The sequence below is a fragment of the Exiguobacterium sp. s63 genome (assembly GCF_018617335.1).
Lineage (GTDB): Bacteria > Bacillota > Bacilli > Exiguobacteriales > Exiguobacteriaceae > Exiguobacterium.
The window spans coordinates 751,804-771,462 of sequence record NZ_JACSKB010000001.1; the positions used below are offsets into that span (position 1 = coordinate 751,804).

Genomic DNA, 19,659 nt, shown 5'->3' on the forward strand with positions numbered 1-19,659 from the left:
CCTAATTCCCTCCTTGTCTTTGTCCCTGTACCCGACTTGTCACAACGAAAAACGGTCGCCCGTAGTGGACGACCGTGATGGTTATGAAATGACCTCTTCACCGGACTGATCGATATGGCATTCGCCCCAGGCGCACATGGCGTCCAAGATTGGCTTGAGTGACCATCCGTACTCCGAGAGCGAGTAGATGACTTTCGGTGGAACTTGCTCGTACACCGTACGCACGACGACTCCATCCGCTTCGAGCTCACGCAGTTGCTGGGTGAGCATCTTTTGGGTGATGTTCGGCATGAGCTTACGCAACTCACTCGTCCGACGCTCTCCTTTGATCAAATGACACATGATGACGACTTTCCATTTACCGCCGATGACGTCAAGTGTCGCTTCGACCGGAATATTATATGGCATATCATTTCCTCCGTTTCTCCCATAGGCACTTTTTGGTGCCTACCGCACTAAAAAGTACGTACTTCTCAAACTGTTTTCATGCCCTTATGATAGCAACTATAGCAAATCTATACAAGTTCATTTCGCTCGTAACACCCTCTTGAGACGGTAAGGTACTTTTTCGACCGTACTGAACAATAGAGGAAAGTGAGATGTCTTTGCTATCCGGAGACGAAGGGCCCTCGTCTTCCACATCATTTTTATGTAACTAGGAGGAACTACTCATGAATCAACCTTATTCACAGCCTGTTGAAGAACAGGCACCTAAAAATGGAGGATTGGCGTTACTCGCCCTCGCCATCAGCGCCTTCGGGATCGGGACGACCGAGTTCGTCCCAGTTGGATTGCTCGCATCCATCGCAAGTGACTTAAATATCGGCATCACACTCGCGGGTCTCATTATCTCGGGATACGCAATTGGTGTCGCCGTCGGTGCACCGATTTTGACGGCACTGACGAACCGGATGAACCGCAAGACGTTACTCATGGCACTCATGGTCGTCTTCATCGGCGGAAACTTAATCTCAGCCATGTCAACAAGCTTCGAACTCTTGATCGTCGCCCGATTTATCACCGCGTTCTCACACGGTGTCTTCTTCTCAATCGGGGCAACGATTGCCGTTCAGCTCGTACCACCGCATAAAAAAGCGAGTGCGATCGCACTCATGTTCACAGGTTTAACTGTCGCGACTGTCACAGGGGTCCCACTCGGTACCTTCATCGGCCAAGCATTCGGATGGCGTGCCACATTCTTCGCCGTCGCAGCACTCGGTATCGTTTCAATCATCGCAAGTTTCTTCTTGATTCCGAATGATTTGAAACAGTCACCACCGGCAAAATTCTCAGACATGAAGAAATTACTCACGAACGGTCGTCTCATGCTCGGATTCTTGATCACAGCACTCGGTTACGGCGGAACGTTCGTCGCCTTCACGTACTTGACACCAATCATGCAAGACGTGACAAAGATTAGCCCGAGCTTGATCAGTGTCGTCTTACTTGTTTACGGAATCGCGGTCGCTATCGGGAACGCAGTCGGTGGAAAGCTCGCCAACGAAAACCCAGCGAAAGCATTGTTCTATATGTTCATCGTTCACGCTGCCGTCATGATCCTCATGTCGTTCATGATTCCGTTCAAAGTGGCAGGTCTCATCGCCATCGTCTTGATGGGTCTCCTTGCCTTCATGAACGTACCTGGACTTCAACTGTATATCGTGCAATTAGCTGAAAAATATGTACCGGCTGCTGTCGATGTCGCATCCGCACTCAACATCGCGGCTTTCAACATCGGGATCGCCCTCGGTGCGACAATCGGCGGACTCGTCGCCGATTCAATCGGACTCGTCCACACACCTTGGGTCGGTGGCATCATGGTCATCATCGCTGTCATCTTGACAGCCATCTCACGTCGTTTGGAAGCCAACTAAGGAGGCGCTTATGTTCAACAATCACAAAAGCTACAACCGGATGTATCGGGAGGGCGAGCTCACGCTCGGCCTCCACATCCCTTTAGAGAATTTCAAAATGCGTACCCCGACACTCGAGCGCCAAGTCGAACTTTCTCAAAAGGCAGACGACTATGGCTTCACAGCGCTATGGTTACGTGATGTCTTACTCAAAGATCCGAACTTCTTAGACCCGGCTGTCGGTCAAATCTACGACATGCTGATTTATGGCACACATTTGCTCGGTCAAACGAAAAACATTGCGCTCGGTACGTCCGCGCTCGTTTTACCACTCCGTCATCCCCTTCGTTCGGCAAAGGAAGTCGCGACGATTGAAGCGTTATTCCCCGAACGGTTGATTCTCGGGATTTCGTCAGGCGACCGTCGTGCCGACTTCAAAGGACTCGGAGTCGATCATCCGACACGGGGCAACCAGTTCAAAGAATCACTTCGCGTCATGGAACAGGCGCTCTATAACAACTATCCAACCATCGACTCCCCTTACGGAGAAGTCGAACAGGCAACGCTCGTGCCTCGTCCGAAGAAACGGATTCCGACGATGATCACCGGATTCGCCCAACAGGACATGGACTGGCTCGGAGCGAATGGAGACGGGTGGATGTATTACCCGCAAGCGCCTTTCGCGCAACAACAAGTGCTCGACGCTTGGCGCGCAAGCGGTGAAGCGCATGGTCGTGCTTTCCGTCCCTTCTCGATGCCGATGCATCTTGATTTGACGCATGACCCAGACGAGCCACCGACACCGATTCGTCTCGGATTCCGAATCGGCCGCAATCACTTGATCAAGTTGCTTGAAGCGTATCGAGCCATCGGCGTGAACCATCTCTTCTTCGCCCTCTTTGACGGAGAACGTCCGGCTGAGGAAATCATCGATGAATTAGGAGAATATGTGTTACCTCATTTTCCGCCCCTCGATTAAGGGCGTGCCCTTCATTTTGAAAATGAAGGGTTTTTTTATTCAGAGGTGGGTAAAGAAATATGAATCCAAGCAAAGGAGTGCGCCCATGCCCTCTCACCACGAAAAAGTAGACAAAATTGAACTGTTTTTCGATCTCGTATTTGTATTTACGTTCATCCAACTCACGTTAAAGCTCGAACATCATCTCAGCATTCATACATTTTTAGAAGTTCTTGTTCTCATGGCCCTTATTTGGTACATCTTTGAAGGATATATTTGGTTGACAAATACGACTAAACTGACGAAAAGAAACCATCAAATCTTTATGGCGCTCGGGATGATTGGATTCATGCTGATCTCCGTCGCCATTCCAAAAGCATATGAGGAAGACGGCTTCATTTTCGGACTTGGTTTTTTAGTGATTGTCGCTGTACATTCAACGCTATTCTTGTTGCATAGTAATGACGACACGAAAAAGGCAATGCTCGCAATCGTTCCATATAACATCTCGTTTAGCATCATCATCCTCGTCGCTTCACTGTTCGAAGGAAACGTACGCCTGATCGTATGGGGAATTGTCGCGATTGTCGCGGTATTGGGACCTCTCGTACAGAAAAACAGAGGCCAGTTCGAAGTGTCCTCTTGGCACTTCCTTGAGAGACATTACCTCATCTTAGTCATTGCCCTCGGTGAGACGATTGCATCGACTGGACGAGCCGCCATTGATGAAGATTTAACATCCGATGTTGTCTTGACGATGATCCTTGCGCTCATGTTGACTGTTCTCCTTTGGTATTCCTACGTAAAAGACGATGAAGAGCGAGAAACTCTTTTCCAAGAAATGCATACGGATAAACGAGATCAGACAGCAAAGGCTGGATTCTATTGGTCCCACCTTTCGATGTTCCTCGGCATCATCTTACTCGCTGTCGTCAAAATCACAATCGTCCATGACCCGATGCAAACGCTCGATTTGGCACATCGAATCACGTTGTATGTCGCAATCGTCCTTTTTGGATATGGCGTCATTTACTTTAACCGTCTCTTCTTCAAAGTGTCGTGGAAGCGACTCATGACTCTTGCCGTCCTTCTCGCCGTTCCACTGATTGCCCCTTATTTACCGGCAATCATCTTGTTGCTCGTCATTACATTCATCTACTATGTCGCGATGATTGCTCCTCTTCCGTTCTTGAAAACAAAACGAGAAGAAACGTAAAAACAAGCCAGAACCGGAAGTCGGTTCTGGCTTGTTCATTATCGGACTTCATTCTCCAGTTGTTTCAACTTTGTCGAGTAATACTCGATGATATCACGGCGTCGGATGATGCCGATGAAATACTTCCCGTCATCGACGACCGGCACGAAGTTTTGGTCCGTGATCGCATCGACGAGTTCTTCGATTTGTGCCGTAATGGAGACCGGCTTATAGCGAACGCGTTGCTTAATGTCTTTTAGACGTGTCCGGAGCACTTTTTCATAATCTTCTTCCCCGCGAAGTTGTTCTGCGAGTGCCCAAAGTAAATCCCCCTCTGTCATCGTCCCGGCGTAAAATCCGTTCTCCGAAACGAGTGGGACAGACGTGAATCGATGATGTTTCATCTTTTCAAGTGCTTGTCGTACCGTTGATTCGGGGTCCAAATATTTGACGTCTTCTTTCGGATATAAAAAGAAAGCGATGTTCATTTAAATCTCTCCTCAATCTGTTAATCCACCCCGCTATTGTACCATGAATGGTAGGACAGGTTGAACTAAATCCATGTTCGAATCTGGTTTCATCCCCCTTTCTCCAAAACAACACAAAAAAACATCGTGATTCTAGTCACAGCGATGTTTCAGTGATTCAAAAAATGGAAGGGAACTCCAATTGATTTATACCCGTTTTCGTTGGTTCTTACCCATATCGACATACAAAAGGCCCCCGATTCGGAGGCCATCGATTATTGAACAAACTGCAACAACGTCTTGTTAAATTTCTCTCGTTCATCAAGCACCGTACCGTGTCCGCTCTCTTCAAAACGTTCAATCCGAGCATTTGAAATGCCCTGCTCCATCTGTTCGGCAAACTCAAACGGACAAATTTTGTCGTGCACTCCGTGAATGATTAACGTCTCGACGTCAATTTTCGGCAAGGCATCGCGTAAATCTTCGTCACGTAACGCCTGTGCCGAGGCAATCGTGCCATGGCTCGACGCGACGAGCGCCAGATGGTGGAACCAGTTTTGCATCGGTTTCGAATGTTCTTTCTCGAAAAAGATTTCTCCGAATCCTTCGAGCATCTTCGGTCGGTCAGCCCTTGTATCGTCAATCAACGCATCGACTTCATCCGTCGTCATTCCATATGGATAATCTGCACGCTGTGTGAAGATTGGTGCCGCGGCTCCGGCCAAGACCAACTTGTTGAGTCCATCCTCTTTATAATCGGCTGCGTAGCGAACTGCAATCGCCCCACCCATTGAGAAACCGACGAGTGTGAAGTCTTTCAAGCCAAGTCCGTAGACGACCATATGCACATCAGACGCCATCGTCTCATAGTCATAACCTGTCGCCGGTGCATCAGACTTTCCGTATCCTCTGAAGTCGATCCCGATGTAGCGATATCCCGCTTCGATGAGCGCATTTTTCTGATACTCGAACATATTGTTGTTCGCCGGCCAACCGTGCAAGAACACAATCGGTTCCCCAGACCCAACGTCTTCCACATATAGATTCGTGCCGTCATGTGCTGTAATGTATCCCATCATCCAACCTCCACAGTCATTGTTAAGCGAAAACACTCACAACCTCATTGTTCCCTAATCTAACTTTGAGAAACCCTCTTATGTGTCGCGCCAGAGTGCTTCCCCTTTTAGGTAGCCTTCAACAGCTTTTGCCCCTTCTCGTAACACGGCTTCCCGCCAAGTCGGGTCGTCCGGATAAAACATCGCCATGAATTCGTTTTGAATCCCGTTTCGTGCTTCAGGGTCCTTTGTTCCTTCAAAATAAAGTCGGTTCTCTAAGATGATCGTCAAAAATTCACGGATGGACGCTTTTGTCGATGTCCCGAACGTACCGAATTCAAAGAGAGCAGAAACGAGTCCTTTATCCGGGTATTCCGTATCACGCACGTAGTAAAAATGATTCGTCGAGTCCCCGAGCACTTCATCTGGGTCATACACGTTGACGTTGTCGAGACCGTACACTTGTTTTAACTCATCTTCCGTGCGACCGTCTCGTTTACTGATGACCATCGTCACCTCGTTTGTTGGACCGAGTGCGGTATGCCAATCGAGATGGACCACTTTTCCGTAGCGTTCCAGTAAATCATGTTGAATCCCTTTCAAAAAGATGGCGGACGGTTCGTCTCCTTCTCCCCCGTAATATACTCCTTTCGGGAATTGATATTGTCCCATCCCTTTTGCGCCACTCATCGCTTTGAAGCCATCGAGCTTAATTCCGGAACCAAGGAACGAATAGATCTGTTCACGCGCTTCATGATAGTCGTCAATCACCCCGTCCGGTACGAAGAGATGACGCATCAGCTCATATTCACGGTTGATATTATAGGGAACCGACTCACGATCGATGATGTAATTTCGGTTCAAATCGACATTGTGTTCATTGACCCGTCGAAAGTGTTTCATCCCCCACGGATTGACTGCATGGATGAGACAAATCCCTGTCGTCTCGTGACGGACATGCGCGAGTTGCGTTTGAACGAATTGATGGGTCACGGCGGCACCTGCATACCCTTCAATTCCATGTTCGCCAATCGTCATGAGAATCATCGCTTTCCGCTCTCGTTTCGGCTCGCCTAAAATAATGTCGATACTCTCGTCCCCGATGGAGTGTGTCAACAGCTCCGCTTTCGGATAAAATCGTTTCACTTCAGACAATAAGTTCATGAACTTCTCTCGCGACTCTTCATAAGATGATGAAAAATACTGACTCATCGCACTCTCCTCCAATCTCTTCTCTCTATCCTTTCCCATCCTAAGACAATCTAAAAACGCCTCCTTTAAGAGGAGACGTTTCGAGTCAAGGCGTCCGGATTCGTTTTGTATGTTGACGCCGGAACGCCATCATATAAAAGATCGGACCAATTAAGACGGCACCGAATAACCAATAGAGACCCGCATTCGCATACAGTCCTTCGAAAGAACGAAACACCCAAGCCAGAACGGTGAAGGCGACCATCAACTCGATGGTCCACAGTAGCCCACGACGAACCGCCAAGAAGACCGTGTTCGTCTTTTGGAAGAAGGCTGCGCCGAACGCAATCAAGAATGCAGGAAAACTCGAGAGCCACAACATCCGATTCAGTGAACTTTCAGCAAAATACGAGTTGCCGAGAGAGATGGTGATGAGAAAGTGTACCAATAGGACGAGCACGACAACAATCCAACCGATAAATACATCTCGTTCCATTTTTTTCATGACAACCAACTTCCTCTCTGAAGAGTTGAATACTAATATTTACCCGTTTTTACAGTCTACTTGTCTGATTCAACTAAAAAACGCATTCTGTTTTCAGAATGCGCTTCATGCATTATCTGACCAACTCTCGTGCCCATGTTTTCGCTCGTTCGAGTTCGCCTTCTTTCAACATTTCCGTCTCCCCATCAACTAAGAACGATTCTTTTTGAACGTTCGCTGCCCCTTTTTCAATCATTTCTCCTTCGACCCGATTGACGGCGTGACCGAACCAGTCGATGATTTTACCGAGAATCGGATTCTGTTTTTCTTTGACAACACTCGTATCAAACGCAGCTGTCCGTTTTCCTCGTAACGCATTGTCCGAGATTCCATCCAAAAACACTTTAATGTCTTCCGTCTCATATCCTCCGTGTGTCGGTGAACCGATGACGACGAGATCGACATGCGCTAAGTCGCCCAATCCAATATTCAACACGTGTTCCATGCGTGCCTCATGGTCTTTCGACAGTTCTTTCTGCATCGCATGGGCAATCTTTTCTGTATGACCATACAGTGAGTCAAAAATAATCAAGATGTTCATCATAAATCCCCCTTTTCCGAACCTTTCTGTATTCCCCTTCCCATTTCTCCGTTCGTTCATGCTTCTTTTTTATACAGCGAACTTCGCTTGTAGAACGTCCAACTCAACATCACAATGCCCATCCCAAGTAGGCCGTAACCGAAGAATTTGATAAAGTCTCTTGAATGGTACGGTGCTTCGAATCGGTACTCCGCTCGCTTCCAGTCCAAACCGTCCTCGACCGCAATGACGTCTTCCACGGACTCCCCGTCGACTTCACGATACGCTGTCCCGATCGGATATCCGTTCGAGGCATTTCCGTAGTACCGCCCGGTCTCATCATTGACCGTTGTTTCCACTTTACCGATCACATCACCAAGTGCATCCTCCTCGATCGTTGTGTCGAGCACTTCATATGCGTTTCGGTCGAACACGACAAACGTATAGGCAAAAGAAAGAGCAGATACGGGAATAGCAATGAATACGGAAAGAAGAATTAAGAAAATCAGTCGCCTCATTTTAAACTCCAGACAAATGTCGCTGAATCACTGACGTCAATATCATCCGGTTCGAGTTCAGGCATCCGTGATTCCGAATAGACGACGTCCTGGCTATAAAGGACGTTTGTAGGCGAGAACAGATGAATCTCCCCCCACGTGTAGTCAATCTGGAGCAAGTCCCCGAGCTCGGCGCCTGCTCCTTTCGCAAGAAGCTCCGCTCGTTTCTTCGCATTCTCCGCAGCACTCACCAATAGCTGATCCTCGATCGCATTCGGGTCTTTCATCGTGAAGCGAATGGAGAGTTTCGGATTTGCCCGAGATTGACTGATTTGTTCGATGACGGCCGATAGTTTAGATGTATCGAGCGCAAATTCGAGCTTCGTCTTCTGTTTACAGACATATCCGACGAAACGCGACCGATAATTCTCATCTCGATCACGGTAGCTCTCGTATTCCGTATCGATCGAAAAGTCACTCGTTTTGAGTTCCGTCTTGTCAAAACCAGCACGCGTGATGGCTTTTTGAAGATGGGACACCGCACTTGCTGCTTCGGTCATCGTATCTTCATATCGTGGCGCTTTCGAGACGAGGTCCATGTGAATCACAATCAAATCTGGTCGAGATGAGACGTTTCCCGTCCCTTTTACAGTAATCTTTCGTTCCATATCCATTTCCCCCTTATCGATTTGAGGTCTCCATTATTCTGTAAATCGTGTCATCATCCAGTGCTCTACTTCATCGAGTGAGTCCAAATCTTGTAAGGACGGGTAAGCACCCCGCTCGAACAACAATCCGTTCGGAGTATCTAAAAACAGATAACGTTCACCATCCGGAAAACCGTAATCGGCAATATCTTTCAATCGAAGCGTCGCGTCATTTTGTTCCCAGACAAACTCGTCATCATATGGAATCGGCATGAAAATCCCTTCCATGCCTTGCCGTACGTGCGAGATAACACTAGAATGCGATGCCTGTCCAGTTTCCTCAATTGCATCGGCACGAACGATTAAATCTTGCCCGACCTGCACATCTCCACGATAGACATTGGAGACGTGTATCTTGATAAGAGACTGATATTCCGTCTCTCCATTGAAATCAATCTCGATATGTCGAATGTCCGAGACCGTTCCTCTGACCACGACCGGATTCCATTTCGAAAAGAGTTCATCCTCGGTCATGTCCTTCAAATTTTCCTCGGAAATACCTGGTTTTACTTTTGATTGATCGACAATGTGAACGGAATTCGCAGTGGAATCCGTAGATAGTGGGATCCGTTCGTTCCAGACATTCGATGTGAAGAGCATGAATCCCGCAGCGATCACAATGTGGAGTCCCCCTCCCCATTTCAGTCGTTGATAAGGTTTTCGCTCTACCATCATGGATTCCTCTATATACCAGTCATCCACTTCCCCGAGTAGTCGAAGGAGTTGTTCATTTTTCATACACGAACTCCTTCTGCTTCAAGTGCTCGCTTCAACGCATCTCGCGTGCGCTTCAAGGTCATTTTGACATGACTCTCCCCGAGCTTATGTGTCGTTGCGATTTCTTGAATCGAGTGTAGATAGAAATAACGTTGCATGAACATCACCCTTGTCAGTCGTGGCAGGTCTGCTAGAAATGCGTTCAACAGATCAATGATGTCCTCGTCTCTCCTCGATTCCGTGAGGACGTGTTCTAGCTCTTCATAGACGAGCGGTACTTCCCCACCGCCACGTTTTTTGGCATGATTCTTCTTATAGCGTTGCAATGCGAGATTGCGTACAATTTTCGTCAAATACGCCCCGAGTCGAAGCGGGCGTGTCGGTGGAATCGACTCCCAGGCTTTCATATATAAGTCGTTCAAACACTCTTCCGTGTCTTCGCGATTTTGTAGAATATTGTAAGAAACACGATGACAATAGCTTCCGTATTTCTTCTTCGTCGCGACAATCGCATACTCCGACCGTTCCCAGTACCAATCGATGATGACCTGGTCATCCATCCAGTTACCCCCTTCGTATAACCCCTCTATACCTATAGATCCCAATTTCATATCATTCGTCACAATCTATCAAAAAAACCTCGTCATCGAGACGAGGAATGTTACCCTGATTCATCATTTCTTCCAAATCGATAATCCAAGCCCTCCGATATAGCCAACCATCGCTCCGCTCGCAATCCCGTATGTCAGTTGAATATGGAAGAAGAACGAGAGAACTACGCCGAGTGTCGTCCCCGCAATCAATCCAAAACAAATCATACAGTCTTTCCATTCTCGTGAATCCATCTAGCTCCTCCTTACCCATCCGCTCAATCTGACGACTTCATCTCTCCAATTGCCTTAAGACCTTTTAGCGTCCTCATTTTCCGTGTATGATGCTGGACCGCATAGGCCAACATCGCGACGACGACTACATTCAATAGGATGGTCCATTGTGCAAATGGATTCGAAAGATTCGCTACGATCACAACAAAGTTGGCGGCTAGCACAGCGCCATACAGTTGGATGATTCGCTTTTCTCGCTGAATCATCGAATCAAAATCCGAATACAATTGGAACGGTCCGTCACTCGTTCGTTTTCGTAAGAAGATCCACCGATACGAGGTGTCGACCACTTCAACGTCCACTTCATTCAGGAATGCCATATACGCCTTCGACTCAGGGTGAGAAGGTAAGTTGGACAATAGTTCGATTCGATACGTGTATGACCCAGGTTCAACTTGCTTGAACACATATCGCATCAAACGAAAGGATTCGAGCGCCCATCCGGTTTGCACCATCTCGTTGAGCCATTTCTCTTCCTTCTCATAATCAACAAATATGCGATAGACCGTTTTCGTCTTCATGTGTCCAACTCCTTCGTCCATTCATGACCATGTCGTACCAGTTCTTCTAGCCGTCTTAATTCCGACCGAAGTGCCTCTCGACCCGCCTCCGTGATCTCATACTCTTTCTTCCGCCCTGTTCCATCAAGTGCTTGAATCCATCCACGCTCTACTAGACTGCTGAGTGCACCGTATAACGTACCCGGTGCGAGTTGAACCCGACCATTGCTCAATTCTTGAACGAATTGCATCATCCCATACCCATGTCTCGAGACTTGAAGGGACAACAATATATAATAAACCGCCTCGGTTAATGCGCCTGTACTCGACTGTTGTGTCACGTATCCTACTCCTTTATATCGTGTTTCGTTATATCGTCATCCGATATATCAAAAATATCCTATTTTTGGTTAATTGACAAGAGTCGAGACAAAAAATAATTCTTTTTGTTTTTGGGGCGATTACTTATACAACTTTGGTAAACGTGTTTCATTTAATGTGACATCAAAAACACAGGGACTCATTATATACTGAGCCCCTGTATTATAAAGCAATATCTCTCACGACTATTTAATAACCCACTTAATCATTTTCTTGTTTTAATCGATCGATAATATTGTCCTTCTTTATTTTTGAAACCGAATATAGCATCGAAGCACCTACAATCATGAAAATCATGATGACGACAAACAGAATGCTACTCCACGGCAAGGTGAATGGAGCATCAAACGTATTGATTTGCGCTCGATAGATGAGGTACATGATGAGAAGACTGATGGGAATCCCATATGCAAGGGCTTTTATCCCATAAAAAATGCTTTCATAGTACACCATCTTATTGAACCCTTTCGGTGTCATCCCAACCGAACGAAGCATGGCAAATTCCCGACGACGAAGTGAGACGCTCGTTGAAATCGTGTTAAAAATGTTCGCAATCGAAATTAACGAAATCAGCACGATGAACCCATACACAAATATTGATAAAAGTAACAACATCTTTTCTTGTTGTTCTCGTTGTTCCGATACATTAAAGACATACAGATCTAAATTCTGTTCCGCTTCAATCACTTGTTGCGTGTCCTCGGGATCATCTGTATTCAACGCGATTGACGGACTCGATTGTTTCATCAAATCCCCGATTGCGTCTTCTTCAAACGTCCCTTCTCGTACTATCATATCGAGCCATCCAAGAGAACCTGTCATCACACCGGTCGGGGCGATATCTGTCATAGCGCCAACTTGAATCGTTTTAAGCGGTGCCGTGTCGCCCGTTGCATTCTCGTCCCTCAATTCAAGCGTATCACCGATTTCTGCTTCGACCGTCTCTGAAGTGATGAATTTTTTCTGTTCTATATCTTGATACGAGACCTCATCAATTAAGACGGCTCCTGGTACGTCTCCGTCTTCAAAACGACTGACAGGCGCTCCGATTTGTTTTAAATACGCATTGAAACTGTCATCATCCAATTGATAGAGGGATACGTAGTACATAAACTTCCCGTCAACGACAGTTGATGCCAAATTCTCGTTCTCGGTAATCGCACTCGGTAATTGCGCTTCGCTGACCATCGTTTGGACCGTTGCATTTTCAAAATATGTTCCGTTCGTCACATGATCTAACGTTTCATAGCGTCGTAAATCATTTTGATCAAGCGTTGAACCATTCACAAGAATATCGAAATCATAATCTGATTGAGACATGTCGAGGGACTGTTCAAGACGATCAGTGAAGTAACTGACCACTAAAAACAGGACGATACTGATGACGAGCGAGAAGACGGTAACCAAATACCGTTTACGGTTACGCTTCGTATTTTTTAACCCAATCTCTGCTTCTAAACCGAAAAGACGACGAACTAGTTTTGACGTCTTCACTTGTTTTGACGTCAATCGTACATCTTGCGTTTGACGAATGGCCTCAATCGCAGAAATCTTTGAGGCTCGACGCGCCGGCAGATAGCAGGAAATGAAAATGGTTATGCTCGAAATGAAGAGTGTTAATAGTAAAGTAATCGGTGTGACGACAACTTCAAACTTCTCCGTCACGTTCAACGCTTTTTCGGCAAATTCATTGATGAACAGGAATGTGAACGCAATACCCGTAATCCCAGCCAGGATACCAAGTGGAATGCTAATCCCCCCAATGACCATCCCTTCAAAATAGACCGAGTTCCGCTTTTGTCGCTTCGTAGCCCCGACACTTGCCAACATTCCGAGGTAACGAGAGCGCTCCGACACACTGATGGCGAATGCGTTATAGATTAGAGAAATCGAGCCAATCACGATGACCGCCATGATGATTCCACCAAATCCATATAGTGTTTTACGCAATCCATCGTCATTCGTCACTCCATAATAACGAAGCAACGAGGAATTATAGGCGACACGTTCTATGTTCTGTTCGGTCATCAACTGTTTTACTTCCGAATAAATCGAGTTGTCTACATCGTTCAAGGCGACGAACGTGTCGACTCTTGCCCCATTCAATTCTTGATCATCGATGAATCCGACGACTGTATACCCTGGTGACCAAGTCGGTTCCCAGTCAGGTCGAGCCATCGTGCCAACAACCGTCAATGTTACCGTATCCTCAACGTTTAATTGTTCGAGGATCGTCTCGTCTTCCCGAACCAAACCATCATTTTGTGTCAACACGTGACCTGATGACGGATCAATCCGCTCTCCAATCTCAAGTGTCAATTCATCACCGATGTTATAGGTGACGAGGGCATTTTGGCGAATCTCTTCTGAAATGACGACTTCGCCTTCTTTTTCCGGTAGACGTCCCTCAGTCAAGTCGACTGGAAATCTCTTCAATCCGGATGTGTTATAGTTTCGAACATATAAGTATGGTTTGTAAGCATTTTGTGACTCTTTCAGTTGAGCATAGCCATCATTTGAAAGGATGACAGCCTTCGTGTTCGCATCATCCCGGATAGCTTCGACTTGTTTTTCGTTCGTATCTAGATACTGAACATGCCATTCTCCGTTATCTGCGATGTCTTGACGAATCATCAAATCCAAAAAAGAAGATCCGAGCGTTGTGACAGCTGTAATCATCGATACAGAGATGATGACTCCGATGATTGTAACAAGTGAGCGTCGTTTGTTCTCGCGCAAATGCCGAAGTGTCATTTTATTGATGATGTTCATGCGCGGACGACCTCATTCTTCGCAATCTTGCCATCTTCAATCGAAATGATACGATCCGCTTGTAAGGCAATCCGCTCGTCATGGGTGATGATGATGAGCGTTTGATTGAATTTCTTATTGAATAGTTTTAACAGGCTCATGATTTCTTCACTATTTTGACTATCCAAGTTTCCTGTCGGCTCGTCGGCCAAGATAATAGCTGGATTACTAATCAGTGCCCGACCGATGGAAACGCGCTGCTGTTGCCCTCCCGATAATTGGTTTGGTAAATGAGTCAATCGGTTTGACAAGCCCAAGATGCCGATGATGCGTTCCAAATGAGCGATATCCACTTTTTGTTCATCTAATAGCATCGGTAACGTGATGTTCTCTTCGACCGTTAAAATCGGAATCAAGTTATAAAACTGATAAATCAAACCGATTTGTCGACGACGGAAAATGGCGAGCTGTGTCTCGTCCAATGCATAAATGTCTGTTTGATCAATCAACACCTGTCCACTCGTCGGCACATCGACACCACCAAGTAAATGCAACAATGTCGATTTCCCCGAACCCGAAGGACCGACGATACAGACAAATTCACCTTTCTTCACCGTGAACGAGACGTCATCGAGCGCTCTGACCTCCATCTCGTCCTTGCCGTATACTTTCGATAAGTTTTGTACTTCTAATATATTCATGTTTGCACCCTCCAGTACTTGATCTACTTCGAGTGTACCGAGTGAGTGTGACTCGTCTGTGACTCGAAAGTGACGATTTCGTCACTTAGCGATCAGACAATTGCTTTATAAAAGCGAATATGAAAATCCGTTCCGACCCCGGGTTCACTCCGAACAGTCAACTCACCTTCCTGGCTCATAATGATGCTGTGTGCCATGGCAAGTCCAATCCCGACACTCTCTTCGCTCGCATTCACACCTTTATAAAACCTTTGGAAAATGTACGGGAGGTCTTGTTTTGCGACACCAATCCCCGTGTCACGAATCACAATTTCTGTATACAGCGTATTTTCACTGAACTCGATGAATACATCGCCCTGTTCCGGCGTATGCTCCACGCAATTTTTTAAGATGTTGATGAGCGCCTCGGTCGTCCACTTCAAATCACCCTCGAACGTAACATCTTTTTCGCCTTGAACGTGAAGTCGTTGCATTTTAATATCAATCGGTACGAGCATCGGTTCTGCTACGGCTTGAATGAGTGCAGGGACGGATACCAATTCGCGCTTGAAATGTATTGTCCCGGCATCCATTTTTGATAGTTTGAGGAGAGAAGACAAGAGCCACTCCATTCGTTCAAGTTGTACTTGTACGTTATGGGTGAATTCTTGACGCTTCTCCTCAGATAGACGCGGGTCACTAAGAAGATCTGCCATGACGGTCATCGAGGTGAGCGGTGTCTTCAATTGATGAGAGATATCGGAGATCGCATCAGTTAGCTTCTGTTTATCTTCTTCAAGATGCGCGCCTTGTTCAGATAGCATTTTCGTCACTTTGTAGAGTTGGCTCTTTAACAAACTGAGCTCCCCTTCGCGATTATCACGGACATCCAATGTATAGTTGCCATTACTGATTTCTTGAAGATATCCCGAGAGCTGCTCGATTTCTCGATAACGCCATGCCGTGAAACGATACGTAACGCCGAAAAGTATGATTGCTAATAGGACGACCAGAACGGCCGCCTCTATGGACATGAACAAGACGGCAATACCTACAGCTAGTCCAATAAGAAATAAACAAGTGAACAAGTATATTCTTATTTCTTGGTTTCGCAACATATTAGCGCCCCACCTTATATCCGATTCCACGCACAGTCGTAATAAGCATCGGGTGTTGTGGATCATCCTCTAGTTTCTCGCGGAGTCGCTTAATATAAACAGTCAACGTATTATCGTTCACGAATTCCCCACCCACATCCCAAATCTGATCGAGTAGTTGGGCTCGTGACAATACTTGCCCTGTATGTCTCCCAAAGATGAGCAACAAACGATACTCTAGCGCTGTCAACAAAATTTCGTCCCCATTCTTTTTCACTTTTGCATCTTGCGTATTGATTTCAACTGGTCCAATCGTCAACAGAGGCGAGCGTACGTTTTTATTGTATCGACGAAGTACCGAGTGAATTCGTGAAACGAGTTCTCGGACACGGAACGGTTTCGTGATGTAGTCGTCCGCTCCCATATCGAGTCCCATCACCACATTCACTTCATCATCGAATGCCGTCAGAAAGATGACAGGGATGTCTTGTTGTTGCTTCACGAGCCGACATAAGTCATATCCACTCCCATCTGGTAGTGACAAATCAAAGAGACATAAATCGATTGTATGTAACTGTTGTTCAATCATAAACGTCGCGTCAGTCACGTTTTGGCATAACGTTGTTTTAAATTGTTCTTGTTCGAGTGAATATTGAAGACCGGAGGCTATCGTCCGGTCGTCTTCTACGATTAGAATATGCATGGTAGTCCCTCCTGACTCTTCTCCCCATAATATAGCAGTCTTTATTCAAGTGAGGAGATAAAACAAAAAAACCGAACGAGGTATCTCATTCGGCAGGAGTGTGAACCGGCTATACTCGTATTAAGATTTTTATCACATGAGTGTTATTTAATCGTTCATTAAACGTTTCATCGCCATCTACTATTTTAATTATAAAAAAGGGGCTCCAGTATTCACTGAACCCCTTCAAAAAACTATTCGACTGTCGAGACCGCCTCAGCGAGCGCTGCCTCTTCTTCATGATATTTCTCGACAAAAGCATCAAGCAATGATCGTACCTCATCCGTCGATTTCGTTTCCATCAAGTTATGACGAAGTTCGCTCGCCCCACGAAATCCTTTGACATAAATCTTGAAGAAACGGTGCAAATTCGAAATCGAACGCGGCACGTCTTCTTGGAATTTATCCTGAAGGTCCAGTTGCAAACGCAACAAGTCGAGATGTTCTTCCATCGAGTGTTCGCGTGGCTCTTTCTCAAACGCGAACGGATTCTTGAAGATCCCACGACCAATCATGACGCCATCGACCCCATATTTCTCAACGAGCTCGAGTCCCATTTGACGATCGAGGATGTCTCCGTTGATCGTGATGAGCGTATCCGGCGCGATCTCGTCACGTAACTTCACGATGTCCGGGATCATCTCCCAGTGCGCGTCGACTTTACTCATCTCGTTGCGCGTGCGCAAGTGAATCGACAAGTTCGCGATGTCTTGTTTCAAGAGATGCGTCAACCAGTCGCGCCACTCGTCGAGCTTCGCGAAACCGAGACGCGTCTTGACGCTGACAGGGATGCCGCCGGCTTTTGCCGCTTGAATGAGCTCAGCTGCGACTTCTGGACGGAGAATGAGTCCACTCCCTTTTCCACGTTTCGCGACGTTCGGGACCGGGCAACCCATGTTGATGTCGAGTCCTTTATAGCCCATCTCGGCCATACCGATACTCATTTGACGGAAGTATTCCGGATTGTCCCCCCAGATGTGGGCGACCATCGGCTGCTCGTCCTCGGTGAACGTCAAACGGCCACGGAGGCTGCCTTTCCCTTCCGGATGGCAATAGCTGTCCGAGTTCGCGAATTCTGTGAAGAAGACGTCCGGGCGTCCCGCATGGGCGACGACGTGACGGAAGACGACATCGGTCACATCTTCCATCGGGGCAAGTATAAAGAATGGACGCGGAAGATCGCGCCAAAAGTTTTCTTTCATCGTAAAATCAGTTCCTTTCATCCATACAGTCCAACAAAATCACTCATCTATTCTATTATGTCTGTCGGATTGTATCAACTGTTACACCACACTGTTCGATATAATAAAGGAACAATTACAATGAAATGAGGAGTAGGAATGATTATATGAATCAACGGCGCTTTCGGTTCAGGTAAAACCACATGTGCTAATATACTTCAGAAACAACTGCCAAACGCGCTTCTCTATGACCCGGAGCAGGCTGGCTTTTTCATTCGGGATCAATTACCGGAGAGCCTTCAGCAACCCGATTTTCAACATCACCCGGAATGGCGAGAGTTCAATTATCAAATGCTGTCGAAAATTGCCACGTCGTTCGATGGGGTCATCCTCGTTCCGATGACACTGGTGGACGCAACGTATGTAGATGAAATCATCGGTCGACTTCAGCGGGACGGCGTCGATGTACGTCACCTCATCCTTGAAGCGAATCAACACACGCTTGTAAAACGACTGAATAAACGCTTCGAATGGTTCAACTCTTGGGGAAAAGCGCAGATTGACCGCTGCCAGTCCGCATTCGAATCTGAGATTCATGCAGAAAAAATTATGACCGACCATCGTTCGAAGTCAGATGTTGCGCGAGCGGTCGCCGATCACGTCGGTCTCATACTTTCCTCAAAATGATTCAGATTCATACATTTCTTCCACGGGTTCGTCTTCCCATTGGATGACGAGCTCGCTTGCATGGGAGAGATTCAACTCCACCGTCTCACATGTCGTATCCGTCAACCACATGCAGCGGAACAACAGTTGCTGATATCCGTACAGTTCATCGACGATTTCGAAGCGCCCTATTTGAACGAACTGACTGAGTTGCTCGATTGGACACATCAAATAGGTCGTTTCACTAAAGCGTGTAAGGGAAGAAAAATCTCGGTCCACGTTCGAGATGGTCACGGTGGCACGACCCGTCCATACCGCTTCCTTTTTGAACAAGTCACGGATCCCATCCGTAAAGACGAGACGGATTGTCGAACCCGTCACAGTCGCTTCTGTGATGACTGCATCATTCAGGGAAAGTGGGACGTTACGAGTTCGAAACGTATATTGTTTCATTCAATCCCTCCTTTTTTGAAACACATAATTCTCAACTGCCTTTAAATAACTCGGTCCCTTCATCGTCTTCCTCACTTCGGCTACATCCACGTCTTTTCCTTTCGGCAATCGGAAATACTCATCTAGTCCAGTCTGAACGAATTCATTTGAACTACCCATGACCCCAATCAATTCGAACGTTTCATCAAATCGCGCCAACGTCGCATCTCCATGACTATCGTTACAGAGCAAGATGCCACCCGGCTTCAAATATTGTTTCGTCGCCTGACCGACAAACCCCGCATATTGCGAGATGATCAAGTCAACGGGTTCGATGTCGAGCGGCTGCGTATAGTCCTGACCAAAAAATTCAATCGTACACGGCTCATCATATTCCTTTCGTTGATCCATCAGCTCCTGCACCGTTTCAATTTGCTTGAAGAAACGGATCGTCCCTTTGAAACTGTCGACATAGATGACGTGAGGGATGACGAGGGAAGGGGCGACGTCGACGTGACTCCCAGGATAGAGCGTCCGCTTCACGTCAAAGGTTTCAGCAATCGTTTCATACACTTGTTTTCGGTCCCCGATTTTTTGTGCATACGTCTCATACATTTCTGTCACTTGTTCAAGATTCATCG

24 protein-coding genes are annotated in these 19,659 nt (G+C 46.7%); 4 read left to right on the forward strand and 20 right to left on the reverse strand.

The window, feature by feature from the left end; all coding sequences use genetic code 11:
• Positions 1 to 81: 81 nt before the first annotated feature.
• On the reverse strand, positions 82 to 408 hold the full coding sequence (locus KNO90_RS03865) for a winged helix-turn-helix transcriptional regulator (protein ID WP_012727011.1): 327 nt from the start codon (positions 406 to 408) through the stop codon (positions 82 to 84).
• 263 nt (positions 409 to 671) lie between these two features.
• Between KNO90_RS03865 and KNO90_RS03870 the strand changes: the two genes are divergently transcribed.
• The 3 genes from KNO90_RS03870 to KNO90_RS03880 all read left to right on the forward strand — a co-directional run bounded on the left by KNO90_RS03870 (position 672) and on the right by KNO90_RS03880 (position 4,027).
• Complete coding sequence (locus KNO90_RS03870) at positions 672 to 1,874, forward strand: MFS transporter (RefSeq protein ID WP_214741787.1); 1,203 nt, start codon at positions 672 to 674, stop codon at positions 1,872 to 1,874.
• A 10-nt stretch (positions 1,875 to 1,884) separates the two neighbouring features.
• A complete protein-coding gene (locus tag KNO90_RS03875; protein ID WP_215113031.1) occupies positions 1,885 to 2,832 on the forward strand; it encodes an LLM class oxidoreductase in 948 nt (315 codons plus the stop codon).
• Between the two features lie 85 nt (positions 2,833 to 2,917).
• Positions 2,918 to 4,027 carry a low temperature requirement protein A gene (locus tag KNO90_RS03880; RefSeq protein WP_215113032.1) on the forward strand — a complete coding sequence of 370 codons (1,110 nt, stop codon included), beginning with the start codon at positions 2,918 to 2,920 and terminating at the stop codon, positions 4,025 to 4,027.
• A gap of 38 nt (positions 4,028 to 4,065) precedes the next feature.
• On the opposite strand, the gene KNO90_RS03885 is transcribed toward KNO90_RS03880, so the two are convergent.
• The 17 genes from KNO90_RS03885 to KNO90_RS03965 all read right to left on the reverse strand — a co-directional run bounded on the left by KNO90_RS03885 (position 4,066) and on the right by KNO90_RS03965 (position 17,941).
• The gene (locus tag KNO90_RS03885) at positions 4,066 to 4,494 is read right to left on the reverse strand and encodes a CBS domain-containing protein (protein ID WP_012727014.1); all 429 of its coding nucleotides are present in this window, start codon (positions 4,492 to 4,494) and stop codon (positions 4,066 to 4,068) included.
• Positions 4,495 to 4,748: 254 nt separating this feature from the next.
• A complete protein-coding gene (locus KNO90_RS03890; protein WP_214741794.1) occupies positions 4,749 to 5,552 on the reverse strand; it encodes an alpha/beta fold hydrolase in 804 nt (267 codons plus the stop codon).
• A gap of 75 nt (positions 5,553 to 5,627) precedes the next feature.
• Entirely contained in the window at positions 5,628 to 6,740 is a 1,113-nt protein-coding gene (locus KNO90_RS03895; protein WP_215113033.1) for a M14 family metallopeptidase, read from the reverse strand.
• Positions 6,741 to 6,825: 85 nt separating this feature from the next.
• The gene (locus KNO90_RS03900; protein ID WP_214741798.1) at positions 6,826 to 7,224 is read right to left on the reverse strand and encodes a hypothetical protein; all 399 of its coding nucleotides are present in this window, start codon (positions 7,222 to 7,224) and stop codon (positions 6,826 to 6,828) included.
• Between the two features lie 112 nt (positions 7,225 to 7,336).
• On the reverse strand, positions 7,337 to 7,804 hold the full coding sequence (locus KNO90_RS03905; RefSeq protein ID WP_214741800.1) for a flavodoxin family protein: 468 nt from the start codon (positions 7,802 to 7,804) through the stop codon (positions 7,337 to 7,339).
• Positions 7,805 to 7,860: 56 nt separating this feature from the next.
• Positions 7,861 to 8,301 (reverse strand): hypothetical protein, encoded by a 441-nt coding sequence (locus KNO90_RS03910; protein ID WP_214741802.1) that lies wholly within the window; start codon positions 8,299 to 8,301, stop codon positions 7,861 to 7,863.
• Positions 8,298 to 8,948: an SIMPL domain-containing protein gene (locus KNO90_RS03915; RefSeq protein ID WP_215113034.1), complete on the reverse strand. Its 651-nt coding sequence runs from the start codon at positions 8,946 to 8,948 to the stop codon at positions 8,298 to 8,300. The genes KNO90_RS03910 and KNO90_RS03915 overlap by 4 nt, the downstream gene beginning before the upstream one ends.
• A gap of 33 nt (positions 8,949 to 8,981) precedes the next feature.
• On the reverse strand, positions 8,982 to 9,725 hold the full coding sequence (locus tag KNO90_RS03920; protein ID WP_215113035.1) for a hypothetical protein: 744 nt from the start codon (positions 9,723 to 9,725) through the stop codon (positions 8,982 to 8,984).
• Positions 9,722 to 10,264: an RNA polymerase sigma factor gene (locus KNO90_RS03925; RefSeq protein WP_215113036.1), complete on the reverse strand. Its 543-nt coding sequence runs from the start codon at positions 10,262 to 10,264 to the stop codon at positions 9,722 to 9,724. The genes KNO90_RS03920 and KNO90_RS03925 overlap by 4 nt, the downstream gene beginning before the upstream one ends.
• Before the next feature lie 114 nt (positions 10,265 to 10,378).
• Entirely contained in the window at positions 10,379 to 10,549 is a 171-nt protein-coding gene (locus KNO90_RS03930) for a hypothetical protein (RefSeq protein ID WP_214735196.1), read from the reverse strand.
• A 23-nt stretch (positions 10,550 to 10,572) separates the two neighbouring features.
• On the reverse strand, positions 10,573 to 11,109 hold the full coding sequence (locus tag KNO90_RS03935; protein ID WP_214741809.1) for a DUF2812 domain-containing protein: 537 nt from the start codon (positions 11,107 to 11,109) through the stop codon (positions 10,573 to 10,575).
• The gene (locus KNO90_RS03940; RefSeq protein WP_214741811.1) at positions 11,106 to 11,429 is read right to left on the reverse strand and encodes a PadR family transcriptional regulator; all 324 of its coding nucleotides are present in this window, start codon (positions 11,427 to 11,429) and stop codon (positions 11,106 to 11,108) included. Before KNO90_RS03940 ends, KNO90_RS03935 begins: the two co-directional genes overlap by 4 nt.
• 241 nt (positions 11,430 to 11,670) lie before the next feature.
• Positions 11,671 to 14,241 (reverse strand): ABC transporter permease, encoded by a 2,571-nt coding sequence (locus KNO90_RS03945; RefSeq protein WP_215113037.1) that lies wholly within the window; start codon positions 14,239 to 14,241, stop codon positions 11,671 to 11,673.
• Positions 14,238 to 14,921 carry an ABC transporter ATP-binding protein gene (locus KNO90_RS03950; RefSeq protein ID WP_074033830.1) on the reverse strand — a complete coding sequence of 228 codons (684 nt, stop codon included), beginning with the start codon at positions 14,919 to 14,921 and terminating at the stop codon, positions 14,238 to 14,240. Before KNO90_RS03950 ends, KNO90_RS03945 begins: the two co-directional genes overlap by 4 nt.
• A gap of 92 nt (positions 14,922 to 15,013) precedes the next feature.
• Positions 15,014 to 16,018, reverse strand: coding sequence for a sensor histidine kinase (locus KNO90_RS03955; protein WP_215113038.1), 1,005 nt, complete (start codon positions 16,016 to 16,018; stop codon positions 15,014 to 15,016).
• Between the two features lies 1 nt (position 16,019).
• Complete coding sequence (locus KNO90_RS03960) at positions 16,020 to 16,700, reverse strand: response regulator transcription factor (RefSeq protein ID WP_214741817.1); 681 nt, start codon at positions 16,698 to 16,700, stop codon at positions 16,020 to 16,022.
• 233 nt (positions 16,701 to 16,933) lie between these two features.
• Positions 16,934 to 17,941 (reverse strand): tRNA dihydrouridine synthase, encoded by a 1,008-nt coding sequence (locus KNO90_RS03965; RefSeq protein WP_483299285.1) that lies wholly within the window; start codon positions 17,939 to 17,941, stop codon positions 16,934 to 16,936.
• A 150-nt stretch (positions 17,942 to 18,091) separates the two neighbouring features.
• On the opposite strand from KNO90_RS03965, the gene KNO90_RS03970 reads away from it, so the two are divergent.
• Positions 18,092 to 18,607, forward strand: coding sequence for an AAA family ATPase (locus KNO90_RS03970; protein WP_353048482.1), 516 nt, complete (start codon positions 18,092 to 18,094; stop codon positions 18,605 to 18,607).
• Here the strand turns inward: KNO90_RS03970 and KNO90_RS03975 are convergent.
• Together KNO90_RS03975 and KNO90_RS03980 are read right to left on the reverse strand one after the other, a co-directional pair.
• Positions 18,599 to 19,039 carry a hypothetical protein gene (locus KNO90_RS03975; RefSeq protein WP_214741823.1) on the reverse strand — a complete coding sequence of 147 codons (441 nt, stop codon included), beginning with the start codon at positions 19,037 to 19,039 and terminating at the stop codon, positions 18,599 to 18,601. The two genes, KNO90_RS03970 and KNO90_RS03975, sit on opposite strands and share 9 nt — an antisense overlap.
• A complete protein-coding gene (locus tag KNO90_RS03980) occupies positions 19,040 to 19,657 on the reverse strand; it encodes a hypothetical protein (RefSeq protein ID WP_214741825.1) in 618 nt (205 codons plus the stop codon).
• Positions 19,658 to 19,659 lie beyond the last annotated feature (2 nt).